This window comes from Serratia sp. TMDUHS_CL (genome assembly GCF_037137105.1).
Taxonomy (GTDB): Bacteria; Pseudomonadota; Gammaproteobacteria; order Enterobacterales; family Enterobacteriaceae; genus Serratia; species Serratia nevei.
Genome location: NZ_JBBBDV010000020.1, coordinates 36,349 through 51,263, shown reverse-complemented (window position 1 = coordinate 51,263; position 14,915 = coordinate 36,349). Strand labels below are relative to the sequence as shown.

Below are 14,915 nucleotides of genomic sequence, written 5' to 3'. Positions count from 1 at the left end.
GGCGCCGGACAGTCACGGACATAAAACCCAATCAATGCATTGTTATTTAATGTATTTTTGGATGATTACGGACGTTACAGGAAGAGAGGATGGTGCCGATAATAGGAGTCGAACCTACGACCTTCGCATTACGAATGCGCTGCTCTACCAACTGAGCTATATCGGCATCGAGCCGGGCCTGTGGGGCAAGCCGGAAGTGCGTTGAACAAGGTAGACCTGCACGCGAAATGAGTCAATAGCCGCCGGGGCGTTTGGTTGTTTTGCAAGCAGTCACACTGCCGCGCGTTGGCCCTTCCAAAAAAATCAGGGCGCAGCATGCTGCACCCTGACGTCTTTACTACCGCAATCCGGCCTTAGCTGCGCACCAGATCGTCGCCGTAGCCGATCCACTTGTAGGTGGTCAGCGCGTCCAGCCCCATCGGGCCGCGGGCGTGCAGTTTCTGGGTGCTTACCGCCACTTCCGCGCCCAGGCCGAACTGGCCGCCGTCGGTGAAGCGGGTGCTGGCGTTGACATACACCGCCGAGGAGTCCACCGCGCGCACGAAGTGCTCGGCGCTGCTCAGCGAGCGGGTAAGGATCGCGTCGGAGTGGTTGGTGCCGTGGGTGCGGATGTGGTCGATGGCCTGATCGATATCGTCCACCAGCAACACGTTCAGATCCAGCGACAGCCATTCGTCGTCGTAATCTTCCGCGTTCACCGGCACCACCGTCGCAGGGCCGCCCTGCAGCAGCGGCAGCGCGTTTTCCGCCGCGTGCAGCGTCACGCCCGCCGCCGCCATTTTGGCGCTCAGCGCCGGCAGGAACTCGGTGGCGATGCTGCGGTTCACCAGCAGCGTCTCCAGCGAGTTACAGGCGCTCGGGCGCTGGATCTTGGCGTTCTCAATCACCGTCAGCGCCTTGTCGAAATCGACGTCGGCATCCACGTAGGTGTGGCACACGCCGATGCCGCCGGTAATCACCGGGATGGTCGATTGCTCGCGGCACAGCTTGTGCAGGCCGGCGCCGCCGCGCGGGATCAGCATGTCGACATAGCGATCCAGGCGCAGCAGTTCGTTCACCAGCGCGCGATCCGGGCTGTCGATCGCCTGTACCGCCGCCGCCGGCAGGCCGCACTGTTCCAGCGCCTGCTGGATCACTTTCACCGTTGCCTGGTTGGTATTGTGCGTCTCTTTACCGCCGCGCAGGATCACCGCGTTGCCGGTTTTCAGGCACAGGCTGGCGACGTCGATGGTGACGTTCGGCCGCGCCTCGTAAATCACGCCGATCACGCCGAGCGGCACCCGGCGGCGCTCCAGCTTTAGCCCGCTGTCCAGCAGGTTGCCGTCCAGCACGTGGCCGACCGGATCGTTCAGGCGGCACACCTGGCGCACGTCGTTGGCGATCGCCGCCAGCCGCGCCGGAGTCAGCAGCAGGCGATCGAGCAGCGCTTCGCTCATGCCGGTGGCGCGCGCCTGCGCCATGTCTTGTTCGTTCGCCAGCAGGATCGCTTCGCTGTTGGCTTCCAGCCTGTCGGCCATCACCGACAGCACCTGATTCTTCTTCGCCGTGCTCAGCACCGCCAGCTGCCAGGAGGCCTGCTTGGCGGCCTTCCCCATCTGCTCCAGCATGCTCACTCCTTAACTGACAATCATATCGTCGCGGTGCACTGCCACCGGACCGTATTCATAACCGAGGATTTCGCTGATTTCCTGCGAGTGGTGCCCGGCGATCATGCGCATCGCGTCGCTATTGTAGCGGCTGACGCCGTGCGCCAGATCGCGCCCCGCCAGGTTGCGAATGCGGATCACTTCGCCGCGCGAGAAGTCGCCCTTCACTTCGCGAATGCCCTTCGGCAGCAGCGAGCTGCCGCGCGCCATCATCGCTTCCACCGCGCCATCGTCGACGGTGATCTCACCGGCCGGCGGCGCACCGAAGATCCAGCGCTTGCGGTTTTCCAGCGGGGTTTCCAGCGCGTGGAAACGGGTGCCCACCGGTTTGCCTTCGATCACGTCCGCCACCACGCCCGGCTTGCTGCCCGCGGCGATCACCACGTCGATGCCGGCGCGGCAGGCCACGTCGGCCGCCTGCAGCTTGGTGCCCATGCCGCCGGTGCCCAGGCCGGAGACGCTGTCGCCGGCGATGGCACGCAGCGCGTCGTCGATACCGTGCACTTCACGGATCAGTTCGGCCTGCGGGTTGTTGCGCGGATCGGCGGTGTAGAGGCCCTGCTGATCGGTCAGCAGCAGCAGTTTATCGGCCCCGGCCAGAATGGCCGCCAGCGCCGATAGGTTATCGTTGTCGCCCACCTTGATTTCGGCGGTGGCGACGGCGTCGTTCTCATTGATTACCGGCACGATGCGGTTGTCCAGCAGCGCCGTCATGGTGTCGCGCGCGTTGAGGAAGCGCTCGCGGTCTTCCAGATCGGCGCGCGTCAGCAGCATCTGCCCGACGTGGATGCCGTAAATGGAGAACAGCTGTTCCCACAGCTGGATCAGCCGGCTCTGCCCCACCGCTGCCAGCAGCTGCTTGGAAGCGATAGTGGCGGGCAGTTCGGGGTAGCCCAGGTGTTCGCGCCCGGCGGCGATGGCGCCGGAGGTGACGATGACGATGCGGTGGCCCGCGGCGTGTTGCTGCGCGCACTGGCGCACCAATTCGACGATGTGGGCGCGGTTCAGACGCAGCGATCCGCCGGTCAACACGCTGGTGCCCAATTTCACAACCAATGTCTGGCTGCCGTTCATAGTATTTCTGCCGTGTGTAATGATGAGAAGAAGAGTGCAAGGGTCTTTGTAACAGGAGAGACGCGTTATGCCAACAGGCACAACGCGAAATCAGCACAATACGTGGTCAAACGGGGTCAGGCGGAGAGTTTGATCAGTTTTTCTTTGAAATCGTCGGCGGGTTCCAGCCCCAGTTCCATGGTCGCCAGCAGCTCGCCCAAGCGGCGATGGAAGTCGCGCAGGGTGTCTTCCAGCTTGGCGTTCACTTCATCATCCTTAATGTTTTGCGCCGTCCAGTCGCCTTCCTTGTCGAACAGGCCGAATTGGTACGAATAGGTGAAGCGCGCCTCTTCCGCCTGCAGCTCCATCCACCAGCCCCAGAACTCACGCTTTTCCGGAGCGGGCTTTACATTGACGCAGACGGCCAAACAATCAAAGAAAAACCGGTCGTTCTCACATTGCCCTTCACGCAGGTACGGCCCCAAGCTGGCAAAACGTTTCATTAGTCGGCTTTTAGGGTGACCACTCGGTAACGTCATTCTCTAACCTCCTCAATGTAGACCACTCTTTTTAACAAACTGTTAAAATTTAGCAACTAATTAACGCATTTTGTCCCTCAGCCAACCGGACATCTGCAGCAACGCCCGGTGGAAGCTGTCGTAAACCGGGGTGCGCGGGATGGCGACCAGCTTGCCGCTCACCGAGGAGGTGACGATCAGCTGCGACTCTTCTTTTGGGCTGAGCGTATCGCGCTCCCAGTAGCCGGAGATCATCGGCGTCGGGCAGCGGCGCCCCAGCAGCCCCTGCATTTTCAGCGAGTAGCTGTTCAGCTCCACCTTCAGCACGTTGTCCGAGGCGTTAGCCATGCCCATGCGGCTGGCCAGCACGTCCATATACATGTCCGGCACGTTCAGCTGGGTGCTGCTGTCACACAGCAGGCGATGCACCACCGGCCCCAGGCAGGCCACGCCGCGCAGCCGCTGCGGCTCCAGGTAGGCCAATCTCACCGCCACGTTGGCGCCGAAGCGGAAGCCAAAGGCGCTCACCCGCTGATGGTCCACCCACGGCACCGAGGCCAGCTGGATCAGCACCTGTTGGTGCAGGTAGCTGGAGTCCTGCGTCAGCTTCCATTTGCAGGAGGAGCCGATCGACGGCATGTCGAGCGTCAGCATGGCGATGCCGTGCGGCGCCAGGTAATCGCGGAACAGGCGGTGGTAGTCGGTCTGCAGCGTGTCGAGGCTGCCGCACATCAGCACCGTCGGGAACGGCGCTTCGCCCTTCTCCGGCATGTGCAGGAAACCGGTGACGCTGCCGCCGCCCTCGATGCGAAACTCCAGCTCTTTCAGCTGATACGGCAGCAGCAGCGCCGCCTCTTCGTAAGCGCGGTTGGCGAGCATCTCCGCCTGTTCGGCCAGCTCGTCGCCCTTCAGGTGCGGGTAACCGGCGATGCTGTACAGGCTCGCGGCCTTCAGCCAGTATTCGCCGCCGAGCAGCGGATCCTGCTGCTCCGTCGCCCGCTGCTGCCACTGCATGCCCTGATGGATCCACTCGTAGATCCAGTTGCCGTTGCGGTAGCCCACCACGGTATCCAGCCGCTGCGGATTGCTGCGCTCGGCGTCCGAGGCGGCGATGCGCGCCAGCACTTCGTGGATTTCGATCGGGCTGACGCCGCGCCAGGCCCACAGCAGCGGATTCAGCATGCGGTACCAGCTGCCGGTGGTGTCGCCTTCCAACGCGGAATGCATGGCGGCGCTCACTTTGTTGCGCGCGCGCAGCACCAGCGTCGAGGTTTCAGGGTGTTTGAATTTAGGCTTGAAAAGAATTTCAGAAAGGTTGGCCTGTGCCATGGTAACAACAGCCTCCGTAAATCTGGCGATAGGCCGCAAAAGGCCTACTTAACTGGAGGTAGTGTACCTAACTCTGGCAGGATAAACCAAGATAACGCAAACGCCCGGCATAACCGGGCGTTTGGCTGGAACGGGCTGGGCTTAGCGGCCGCCGATAGGGGGAACGAAGCTGACGCCCATGTCCCACGGCTGTTCGATCCAGGTGTCCTGCGGGATGTCGACCACGTAGTCGTCCACCAGCGGGCGGCCCGCCGGTTTGGCGAAGATGGTGACGAAATGCGCTTTCGGGTACATGTCGCGGATCGCTTTCGCGGTGCCGCCGGTATCCACCAGATCATCCACCACGATGAAGCCTTCACCGTCGCCTTCGGCGCGCTTGAGCACTTTCATTTCGCGTTGGTTGTCATGGTCATAGCTGGAAATGCAGACGGTATCCACATAGCGGATGCCCAGTTCGCGCGCCAGCAGGCCCGCCGGTACCAGACCGCCGCGGCTTACGGCAATGATGCCTGTCCATTTGTCGGCAGGCAGCAGGCGGTGCGCCAGCTTGCGTGCGTGCATTTGCAGCATATCCCAGGTAACAACGTATTTTTCGCTCATAGAATCGTGTCCCAGCCGGCGGTGAAGCGGCTTATTTTATAGTTCAGGGGAAAAAAGGTTGCGCGAGATTATAGAGACTGGCCGCATTGAATTCCAGCTGTACCGAGGAAAACCTCGCGATTTCCGCCGCGCGGCTTTCCGGTGATTGATGCTGAAAAAACGAACGTTCCCGCAGCGAAGCCGTGTGATCAAGCGCTTAAACCGCACAATACGGGGCGCGCACCGCCGGAAATAAAGTGATATTCTCTGATGATCGTGCCACGACGCACAGATGCCCACTCACCTTAACCGCGCGGCACGCCCGTCCTGTCGGAGCCTGCCGTCACAGGAGACTTATAGTGTCTGAATTGTCTCAGCTTTCGCCACAGCCGCTGTGGGATATTTTCGCCAAGATCTGTTCTATCCCACACCCTTCTTATCATGAAGAAGCGCTGGCGCAGCACATCCTCACCTGGGCCAAAGAAAAGAACCTGCACGCAGAGCGCGATCGGGTCGGCAATATCCTGCTGCGCAAGCCGGCCACCAAAGGCATGGAAAACCGCAAGCCGGTCGCGCTGCAGGCGCACCTGGACATGGTGCCGCAAAAGAATAACGACACCGTACACGACTTCGCCAAGGATCCGATCCAGCCTTATATCGCCGGCGAGTGGGTGAAAGCGCGCGGCACCACGCTGGGCGCCGACAACGGCATCGGCATGGCCTCCGCCCTGGCGGTGCTGGCCGACGACAGCGTTGAGCACGGCCCGCTGGAAGTGCTGCTGACCATGACCGAAGAAGCGGGCATGGACGGCGCCTTCGGGCTGCAGCCGAACTGGCTGCAGGCGGACATCCTGATCAATACCGATTCCGAAGAGGAAGGCGAAATCTACATGGGTTGCGCCGGCGGTATCGACTTCATCACCACCCTGCCGCTGCAGCGCGAAGCGGTACCGGCCGGTTACCAAACCCTGAAGCTGACGCTCAAGGGCCTGAAAGGCGGCCACTCCGGCGCCGAGATCCACGTCGGGCTGGGCAACGCCAACAAGCTGCTGGCGCGCTTCCTGTTCGCCCATGCGGCGGCGCTGAACCTGCGCGTGCTGGATCTGAACGGCGGCACCCTGCGCAACGCCATCCCGCGTGAAGCCTCCGCGGTGGTTGCGGTGCCGGCGGACAAGGCCGACGCGCTGAAAGCCCTGAGCCAGGAGTTCCTGGCGGTGCTGCAGAACGAACTCTCCGCCAAAGAGAAGAACATCACCGTGCTGCTGGAGCCGACCACCAGCGCTTCGCAGGCGCTGAGCGCCGACAGCCAGCAGCGTTTCCTGGCGCTGCTGAACGGCACGCCGAACGGCGTGATCCGCATGAGCGACGCGGTAAAAGGCGTGGTGGAAACCTCGCTGAACGTCGGGGTGGTCACCACCAGCGAAAACGAAGCGGAAATCATCTGCCTGATCCGCTCCCTGATCGACAGCGGCAAAGACTACGTGGTCGAGATGCTGACCGCGCTGGGCCAGCTGGCCGGCGCCAAGGTGGCACCGAAGGGCGGCTACCCGGGCTGGCAGCCGGACGCCGACTCGCCGGTGATGCACCTGGTGCGCGAGCTGTATCAGGAGCTGTTCGACAAGACGCCGAACATCATGGTGATCCACGCCGGTCTGGAGTGCGGTCTGTTCAAAAAGCCGTATCCAGACATGGACATGGTATCGATCGGGCCAACCATCACCGGCCCGCACTCGCCGGATGAGCAGGTGCATATCGAAAGCGTCGGTCTGTACTGGAAGCTGCTGACCTCGCTGCTGAAAGCGATCCCTGAGCGCGCGTAAGCTGCGCGCTTAACGCAAAAAGCCGGCGACCGCCGGCTTTTTTATTCCCAAGGCAGTGCCAGCTGCCGCTCCAGCTGCGGATCGAGCAGCGTCACATGCAGCCCCACCAGCCGCACGCCGCGCCCTTCGCGCCGCTCGCGCCACGCCTGCCGCGCCACCTCCAGCAAATCCTGCCGGTTCAGCACCGGGAACACGTGCTCCTGGGTGGTTTGCTGAAAATCCTGAAACTTCAGCTTCACGCCCTGCCGGGCGATGTGCAGATCCGGCTTCACCTTGCGCAGTCGCATCTCCAGCTCGGGATAGAGTTTGTCGATAATCAGCGTTTCGCAGTCTTCCCAGTCGTGAATGTCTTCCGCCAGCGTGCGCTCCACCCCCACCGATTTGCGCAGCCGCTCCGCCGAGATTTCGCGCCGATCGATGCCCTGGCACCGCTCCCACAGCACCCGGCCGAATTTGCCGAAGCGCTTGAGCAGCTGCGCCAAATCGTATTGCTGCACGTCGGCGCAGGTGATAAGCCCCACCTCTTCCAGCCGCTTGGCGGTCACCTTGCCGACGCCGGGGATCTTGCTGAGCGGCAGCTGCTGCAAAAACGCCGGCACCTGCGCCGGCGTGATCACGTATTGCCCGTTCGGCTTGTTTATCTCGGAGGCGATTTTGGCGAGAAACTTGATCGGCGCAACGCCGGCCGAGGCGGTGAGGTTCAGTTCGTCGGCGATCGCCTGGCGGATCTCCTGGGCGATCAGCGTTGCCGAGCCATTGCATTGCGGGCTGTCGGTCACGTCGAGGTAGGCTTCATCGAGCGACAGCGGCTCGATCAGCGGAGTATAGCGGGCGAAGATTTCGCGGATATGCAGCGAGGCCTCTTTGTAGGCCGCCATGCGCCCCGGCAACAGGGTGAGGTGCGGGCACAGCTTGAGCGCCATTGCCGTGGACATGGCGCTGTGTACGCCGTAGCGCCGCGCCGGGTAGTTGGCGGTGCTGATCACCCCGCGGCGATCGGCGCTGCCGCCAATCGCCAGCGGGATATCGCGCAGGCTGGGATCGTCGCGCATTTCCACCGCCGCGAAGAAGCAGTCCATATCGACATGAATGATTTTACGCATCGCACCCTCCAGTAACACTGTATAAGTATACAGTCAGATACCGAAAGCTCAAGGCCGCAGGGTTCAACGAAAGCACCGTTTCCGCCAGATATTTCCGCGTTGTTAAAAAAGCTTAATTTTTCAATAGTATGATTTCCGCCATCCCGTGTGGCTCACCACAACGATAACGACAAGGTACCCTACATGATCAGATTTTCTTATTTGCTGCTGGCTTCCGCGCTGTCGCTGAGCGCGCTGGCGGCCAGCGCTGCCGGTCACGCGCCGGCGATCGTCGCCCACCGCGGCGGCACCGCCGATGCGCCGGAGAACACCCGCATCGCCATCGAAACCGCGCTGAAAAACGGCGCCGACGCCATCTGGATCACCCTGCAAGAATCCAAAGACGGCGTCATCGTGCTGTATCGCCCTTCGGATCTGAAAGCGTTGACCAACCGGCAGGGCCCGGTCTCTGCCTATACCGCCGCGCAGCTGGCCGAGACCGACGCCGGCTGGGCCTTCGCCAGGGGGGATACGCACCCGTTCCGCGGCCAGGGCATCGGCATTCCGCGGCTGGACGACGTGCTTAAAGCGTTTCCGCACGTCACCTTCTATCTGGACATCAAATCCCCGGACGCCGATCCGGCGCAGTTTGGCCAGGCGCTGCTGGCGACGCTGGAGAGCACCGACAGCCTGAACCGCATCCGCGTCTACTCCACCGACGCCAAATACCTGCAGGCGCTGCCGCCGGCCATCCCGCGCTTCGAAAACCGCGACGAAACCCGCACGCTGCTGGCCAATATCACCATGGCGCACCAGTGCGACGTCAAACCGGACAACCGCCAGCCGCGCTGGTACGGGCTGGAGCTGAAACGCGAGGTGGAAGTGGTGGAGAAATATACCCTCGGCGAAGGGCGTTCGAAGGCGTTTCTGACCTGGGATAAAGAGTCGATGGACTGCTTCCGCTCTCAGGGCCCGGCGCATATCATCCTGTTCGGCGTCAACTCGCCGCAGGAGTATCAGCAGGCGCTGGCGCTGGGCGCCGACGGCGTGATGGTCAACTCACCGGCCGAGGCGAAAAGCTTCCGCAAGGCGAAATAAAAAACCCGGCCTTGGCCGGGTTTTCGCTACAGCTACAGAATGCGGTGCTTGTCCAGCTGCTCGCGCCGCTGCGCCGCTTTGGCTTCGCGCTTTTTGCGCGCATCGCAAGGTTCCGGGCAGTCGCAGACTTTCTCCATCCCCAATGCGGTGATGCCGCCGCAGCTGCCCTGCAGGCTTTTGCGTTTGAACACGTAGCCCAGCGACATCCCGCCGACGATCAGCAGGAACAACACGAAGGTGGCGGCGAATACCGTCAGCATAGCAACCTCACGAACTCTTTTTCAGGTAGGGTTTGAACGCGTCCGAATAACGCTCCTCAAACCCGTCGGCGGTTTTCACGATCATGAACACCGGGATACCGAGCAGATTGGCCAGCGCCAGGCCGCGCTCCGGCCCCATCACGTTCAGGCCGGTGGACAGACCGTCAGCGGTCATACAGGTCGGGCTCAGTACGGTGATCGACACCAGGCGGTGGTTGATCGGCCGGCCGGTGATAGGATCGATGGTGTGCGAATAGCGCACCCCGTCCTGCTCGAAGTAGTTGCGATAGTCACCCGAGGTGGCGATCGACATCTCCCCTGGCTGGATCACCAACTGCGCCTGCTGCTGCGCACCGGCGGTCGGGCGCTCGATGGCGATGCGCCACGGCTTTTGCTCGCCGTTGCGCCCGCGCGTGCGCACCTCACCGCCGATATCCACCATGTAATTTTGCACGTGTTGCGATTGCAGATATTCCGCCACCACGTCCACGCCGTATCCTTTGGCGATCGACGACAGGTCGACATACAGCTCGGGGATGCTTTTCACCAGCGCGCTGCCCTGCACCGACAGTTTGTCGGCGCCGGTCCAGGCGCGGCGATGCGCCAGCTCCGCCTCGCTCGGCACTTTATCCGGCCGCCCTTCCGGGCCGAAGCCCCACAGGTTGACCAGCGGCCCGACGGTCACGTCCAGCGCGCCATCGGTCACGCGGTTGATGCGCAGCGCTTCGCGCACCACCTCGGCGGTCGCCGGCGAAACCGGGAATGGCCGGTCAATGTCGCGGCTGGCGTTGAAGCGGCTCAGCTCGGAGTCCGGCCGGTAGGTGGACATCTGGTCGTTCACCTGCTCCAGCCGTTTATCGATCTCCGCCTGCATCTCGCGCGCCGACGGCGTATCGTCGCCGGTCACATAACGGATCGAATACGAGGTGCCCATGGTTTTACCCGTCAGGTCCACCTGTTCCGGCCCGCAGCCGGTCAGCAGCAGGGTGGCGCTCAGCGCCACGCCCGTCAGCCAGTTCTTCATCGCCAATGCGCGCATTTAGCCACCAAAGTCATCCAGCATGATGTTTTCGTCTTCGACGCCCAGATCTTTCAGCATCTTGATCACCGCAGCGTTCATCATCGGCGGCCCGCACATGTAAAACTCGCAGTCCTCCGGCGCCGGGTGATTCCTCAAGTAGTTCTCCAGCAGGACATTATGGATAAAGCCGGTGTAGCCGGTCCAGTTATCTTCCGGCTGCGGATCCGACAGCGCTACGTGCCAGGTGAAGTTGTCGTTCTCCGCCTGCAGCTGGTTGAAGTCGTCTTCATAGAACATCTCGCGCAGCGAACGCGCGCCGTACCAGAAGGTGATCTTGCGCTTCGAGTTCAGGCGCTTGAGCTGATCGAAGATGTGCGAACGCATCGGCGCCATGCCCGCGCCACCGCCGATGAAGATCATTTCGGCGTCGGTTTCCTTGGCGAAGAACTCGCCGAACGGCCCGGAGATCGTCACCTTGTCACCCGCCTTCAACGACCAGATATAGGAAGACATGATGCCCGGCGGCACGTCCGGGTTGTTTGGCGGCGGCGTGGCGATACGCACGTTGAGCATGATGATGCCCTTCTCTTCCGGGTAGTTGGCCATCGAGTAGGCGCGCACCGTGGTGTCGTTCACCGTCGAGCGGTAGCGGAACAGGTTGAACTTGTCCCAGTCGCCGCGATACTCCTGCGGCACGTCGAAGTCGGCGTAGCTGATGTCGTGCTCCGGGGCTTCGATCTGGATGAAACCGCCCGCGCGGAACGGCACGTCTTCGCCATCGGGGATCTTCAGCTTCAGCTCTTTGATAAAGGTGGCTTTGTTATCGTTGGAGATAACCTCGCACTCCCATTTCTTCACGCCGAAGATCTCTTCCGGCAGCTCGATCTTCAGGTTCTGCTTCACGTTCACCTGGCACGCCAGGCGGCAACCCTCTTTTGCTTCGCGCTTGTTGATGTGCGAGAGCTCGGTCGGCAGGATATCACCGCCGCCCTCTTTGATCACCACCCGGCACTGGCCGCAGGAACCGCCGCCGCCGCAAGCCGAGGAGACGAAAATTCCCTGGCTGGAGAGCACGTTGAGCAGCTTGTCGCCCGCCGGCGCATGGAAGCTCTTATCCAGATCGCCGTTGATCTCCACCGCGATGTCGCCGGTGTTCACCAGCTTCGATTTGGCGAACAGGATCAGCAATACCAGCACCATCACGATGGTGGTGAACATTGCTACGCCTAAAATAATTTCCATAAATTCTTCCCGCCTTTACAACTGAACACCGGAGAAGGACATGAAGCCCAGCGCCATCAGTCCGGTGGTGATAAAGGTAATGCCCAGGCCGCGCAGTCCCGCCGGCACGTTGGCATACTTGAGTTTTTCGCGGATCCCCGCCATGGCGACGATCGCCAGCATCCAGCCGGTGCCGGAGCCGATGCCGTACACCACCGATTCGGCGAAGTTGTAGTCGCGCTGCACCATGAAGGACACGCCGCCGAAGATGGCGCAGTTCACGGTGATGAGCGGCAGGAAGATGCCGAGCGCGTTATACAGCGACGGGAAGAAGCGATCGAGGATCATCTCCAAAATCTGCACCAGCGCCGCGATCACGCCGATGAAGGTGATGAAGTTGAGGAAGCTCAGATCGACGCCTTCCACCAGCGCGCCGTCGCGCAGGATCAGGTTGTAGACCAGGTTGTTCACCGGCACCGAAATGCCGAGCACGATGGTCACCGCGATGCCCAGGCCAAAGGCGGTCGAGACCTTCTTCGACACCGCCAGGAAGGTACACATCCCGAGGAAGAACGCCAGCGCCATGTTCTCGACGAACACCGCGCGCACAAACAGGCTGATATAGTGTTCCATCGGCCTTTACTCCTTTTCGATCTGCGCCGGCTTCAGGGTGCGCAGCACCCAGATCAGCAGGCCGATGATGAAGAACGCGCTCGGCGCCAGCAGGAACAGGCCGTTCGGCTGATACCAGCCGCCGTTCTGCACCGTTTCCAGCACCGGGACGCCGAACAGCTTGCCGGAGCCAATCAGCTCGCGCAGGAAACCGACCAGCACCAGGATCACCCCGTAGCCCAGCCCGTTGCCGATGCCGTCCATAAAGCTCTCGATCGGCGGCGACTTCATGGCGTAAGCCTCGGCGCGCCCCATCACGATACAGTTGGTGATGATAAGGCCGACGAACACCGACAGCTGCTTGGAGATCTCGAACGCGTAGGCGCGCAACAGCTGATCGACCACGATCACCAGCGAGGCGATGATCGCCATCTGCACGATGATGCGCACGCTGTTGGGAATATGGTGACGGATCAGCGAGATGAAGAAGCTGGAGAACGCCGTGACCAGCGTCACCGCAATGGTCATCACCACCGCCGTCTCCAGCTTGGTGGTCACCGCCAACGCAGAACAGACGCCCAGCACCTGCAGGGCGATCGGGTTATTGTCGAACAGCGGCCCCAGCAGGACCCGCTTTATCTCTTTGGAATCAGCCATTTTTCAGCGCTCCTTCACGAACTTTTTTCAGGAACGGGCCGAAGCCGTGCTCGCCCAACCAGAAATCAAACGTATGCTGCACGCCGTTGGAGGTCAGCGTGGCGCCGGACAGGCCGTCCACCCCGTGCACATCCCCCTGACGCGCGCCGCCTTTCACCACGCGGATCGCCGGCTGGCCGTTGTCGTCGAACAGCTGTTTGCCGACCCACTGCTGGCGCCAGGACGGGTTCTCGACCTCGCCACCCAGCCCCGGGGTTTCCCCCTGGTCGTAGTAAGTGATGCCCTTGACCGTGTTGCCGTCGTTATCCAGCGCCACGAAGGCGTACATCATCGACCACAGGCCGGTGCCGTATACCGGCAGCACAATCTTGTTCACCTGGCCGCTTTCATCGCGCACCAGGTAGATTTCCGCCTGATTGCTGCGGCGCTTGATGCCGGCCGGATCGTCGCCCGCCGCCAGCGCCACGCTTTTGGCGTCGTCGCGCAGCGCGGCGCCCAGATCGAACGCCGCCGCCTTGCCGGCGACAAACTCGCCGCTGTTCAGATCCACCAGGCGCGGCTCGATGCGTTCGCTGTACAGGCGCTTGACCTGCTCGCTCTCCATTTTCGGCTGCAACAGGCCGGCTACGTCGAGAATATTGCGCTGCTTATCGAGCAGCTTTTGCTCCTGCTGTTTGGACTTCAGGCCGACGGCGGAGCCCGCCACCACCACTGAACACACCAGACACAGCAGCAGCACTACCAGCAGCGTTTTACCGATGCCGTCGTTTTTCGCTTCATTCGCCACGGGCTTTTCTCCGCTTGATGTTGGCCTGCACCACCAGATAATCGAACAGCGGTGCGAACAGGTTGGCGAACAGGATCGCCAGCATCATGCCTTCCGGATAGGCGGGGTTGACCACCCGGATCAGCACGCACATCACGCCGATCAGAATGCCGTACCACCATTTCCCCTTGTTGGTGAAGGAGGCGGAAACCGGGTCGGTCGCCATAAAGATCATGCCGAAGGCGAAACCGCCCAGCACCAGATGCCAGTACCACGGCATGGCGAACATCGGGTTGGTATCGGAACCGATGGCGTTGAACAACAGGGCGGAAGCCACCATGCCGAGCATTACGCCGGCGACGATGCGCCAGGAGGCCACGCGGCCGAACAGGATAATCGCCCCGCCGATCAGGATCATCAGCGTGGAGACTTCACCGATGGAGCCGGGAATGTTGCCGAGGAAGGCGTCCATCCAGCTGATGGACTGGCCGGTGGCCACGTTGCTCAAGCTGTGCGCCCCGCCTGCGCTCCACTGCGCCAGCGGCGTCGCGCCGGAGAAACCGTCCGCAGAGGTCCACACCAGATCGCCGGAGATCTGCGCCGGATAGGCGAAGAACAGGAAGGCGCGGCCGGCCAACGCCGGGTTGAGGAAGTTGCGCCCGGTGCCGCCGAAGATCTCTTTGGCCACCACCACGCCGAAGGTGATGCCCAGCGCGGCCTGCCACAGCGGCAGGGTCGGCGGCACGATCAGCGCGAACAGGATAGAGGTGACGAAGAAGCCTTCGTTGACCTCATGCTTGCGGATAATGGCGAACAGCACTTCCCAGAAGCCGCCGACGACAAACACCACGGCGTAGATCGGCAGGAAGTAACAGGCGCCCAGCACCATTTTGCTGACCCAGCCGGCGTCGGCCGCCAGCGAGGCGCCGAGCCACTGCGCCAGGCGATAATGCCAGTCGCCCGCCAGCACCTGTTGCAGCTCGTCGCCGCTGTACAGATGGTGCAGCGCCGGGATTGCCTGCTGGCCGACGTTGTACATGCCCCAGAACATCGCCGGGAATACCGCCAGCCACACCAGGATCATCATGCGTTTCAAATCGATGGCGTCGCGCACGTGCGAAGCGCCGCGCGTCACCGTGCCGGGGGTATAAAACACCGTGGTGGTCGCTTCATACAGCGGGTACCACTTTTCCAGTTTGCCGCCCGGCGTGAAGTGATGCTCTATCTTCTCAAAATAATTCTTCAGGCCCATC

General features: G+C 62.0%; 15 protein-coding genes and 1 tRNA gene. 2 read left to right on the top strand and 14 right to left on the bottom strand.

The features are described 5' to 3' along the window. Positions 1-90 precede the first annotated feature (90 nt). The 6 genes from WCL58_RS24675 to gpt form a co-directional block, all read right to left on the bottom strand. Positions 91-166, bottom strand: a tRNA-Thr gene (locus tag WCL58_RS24675). 187 nt (positions 167-353) lie between these two features. Then, complete coding sequence (gene proA / locus WCL58_RS24670; protein WP_060425303.1) at positions 354-1,607, bottom strand: glutamate-5-semialdehyde dehydrogenase; 1,254 nt, start codon at positions 1,605-1,607, stop codon at positions 354-356. Positions 1,608-1,616: 9 nt separating this feature from the next. Continuing rightward, complete coding sequence (proB, locus tag WCL58_RS24665; RefSeq protein WP_015376738.1) at positions 1,617-2,720, bottom strand: glutamate 5-kinase; 1,104 nt, start codon at positions 2,718-2,720, stop codon at positions 1,617-1,619. A 116-nt stretch (positions 2,721-2,836) separates the two neighbouring features. Continuing rightward, complete coding sequence (gene crl, locus WCL58_RS24660) at positions 2,837-3,238, bottom strand: sigma factor-binding protein Crl (RefSeq protein WP_004930258.1); 402 nt, start codon at positions 3,236-3,238, stop codon at positions 2,837-2,839. 60 nt (positions 3,239-3,298) lie between these two features. After that, positions 3,299-4,546, bottom strand: coding sequence for an esterase FrsA (gene frsA, locus WCL58_RS24655; RefSeq protein ID WP_021504999.1), 1,248 nt, complete (start codon positions 4,544-4,546; stop codon positions 3,299-3,301). A gap of 141 nt (positions 4,547-4,687) precedes the next feature. Beyond that, complete coding sequence (gene gpt, locus WCL58_RS24650; RefSeq protein WP_159317676.1) at positions 4,688-5,146, bottom strand: xanthine phosphoribosyltransferase; 459 nt, start codon at positions 5,144-5,146, stop codon at positions 4,688-4,690. Positions 5,147-5,484: 338 nt separating this feature from the next. Between gpt and pepD the strand changes: the two genes are divergently transcribed. After that, a complete protein-coding gene (pepD, locus tag WCL58_RS24645) occupies positions 5,485-6,945 on the top strand; it encodes a beta-Ala-His dipeptidase (protein WP_060445719.1) in 1,461 nt (486 codons plus the stop codon). Between the two features lie 41 nt (positions 6,946-6,986). Here pepD and dinB read toward each other — a convergent pair whose 3' ends face one another. After that, a complete protein-coding gene (gene dinB / locus WCL58_RS24640) occupies positions 6,987-8,048 on the bottom strand; it encodes a DNA polymerase IV (protein WP_060423844.1) in 1,062 nt (353 codons plus the stop codon). Positions 8,049-8,231: 183 nt separating this feature from the next. Here dinB and WCL58_RS24635 point away from each other — a divergent pair, with 183 nt between their 5' ends. Continuing rightward, complete coding sequence (locus tag WCL58_RS24635) at positions 8,232-9,125, top strand: glycerophosphodiester phosphodiesterase family protein (RefSeq protein ID WP_197658110.1); 894 nt, start codon at positions 8,232-8,234, stop codon at positions 9,123-9,125. A 32-nt stretch (positions 9,126-9,157) separates the two neighbouring features. On the opposite strand, the gene nqrM is transcribed toward WCL58_RS24635, so the two are convergent. The 7 genes from nqrM to WCL58_RS24600 are packed head-to-tail and all read right to left on the bottom strand — an operon-like array spanning position 9,158 to position 14,914. Beyond that, positions 9,158-9,385: a (Na+)-NQR maturation NqrM gene (gene nqrM, locus WCL58_RS24630; RefSeq protein ID WP_004930244.1), complete on the bottom strand. Its 228-nt coding sequence runs from the start codon at positions 9,383-9,385 to the stop codon at positions 9,158-9,160. 7 nt (positions 9,386-9,392) lie between these two features. Beyond that, a complete protein-coding gene (locus WCL58_RS24625) occupies positions 9,393-10,424 on the bottom strand; it encodes an FAD:protein FMN transferase (RefSeq protein ID WP_174137556.1) in 1,032 nt (343 codons plus the stop codon). Further along, positions 10,425-11,648, bottom strand: coding sequence for an NADH:ubiquinone reductase (Na(+)-transporting) subunit F (gene nqrF, locus WCL58_RS24620; protein WP_336851726.1), 1,224 nt, complete (start codon positions 11,646-11,648; stop codon positions 10,425-10,427). 15 nt (positions 11,649-11,663) lie between these two features. Next, positions 11,664-12,260, bottom strand: a complete 597-nt coding sequence (gene nqrE / locus WCL58_RS24615; RefSeq protein WP_015376732.1) for an NADH:ubiquinone reductase (Na(+)-transporting) subunit E — start codon at positions 12,258-12,260, stop codon at positions 11,664-11,666. A 6-nt stretch (positions 12,261-12,266) separates the two neighbouring features. Next, the gene (locus WCL58_RS24610) at positions 12,267-12,896 is read right to left on the bottom strand and encodes an NADH:ubiquinone reductase (Na(+)-transporting) subunit D (RefSeq protein WP_004930232.1); all 630 of its coding nucleotides are present in this window, start codon (positions 12,894-12,896) and stop codon (positions 12,267-12,269) included. After that, positions 12,889-13,683, bottom strand: coding sequence for a Na(+)-translocating NADH-quinone reductase subunit C (locus WCL58_RS24605; RefSeq protein ID WP_015376731.1), 795 nt, complete (start codon positions 13,681-13,683; stop codon positions 12,889-12,891). Before WCL58_RS24605 ends, WCL58_RS24610 begins: the two co-directional genes overlap by 8 nt. Beyond that, entirely contained in the window at positions 13,673-14,914 is a 1,242-nt protein-coding gene (locus WCL58_RS24600; RefSeq protein WP_033649926.1) for an NADH:ubiquinone reductase (Na(+)-transporting) subunit B, read from the bottom strand. The genes WCL58_RS24605 and WCL58_RS24600 overlap by 11 nt, the downstream gene beginning before the upstream one ends. Position 14,915 lies beyond the last annotated feature (1 nt).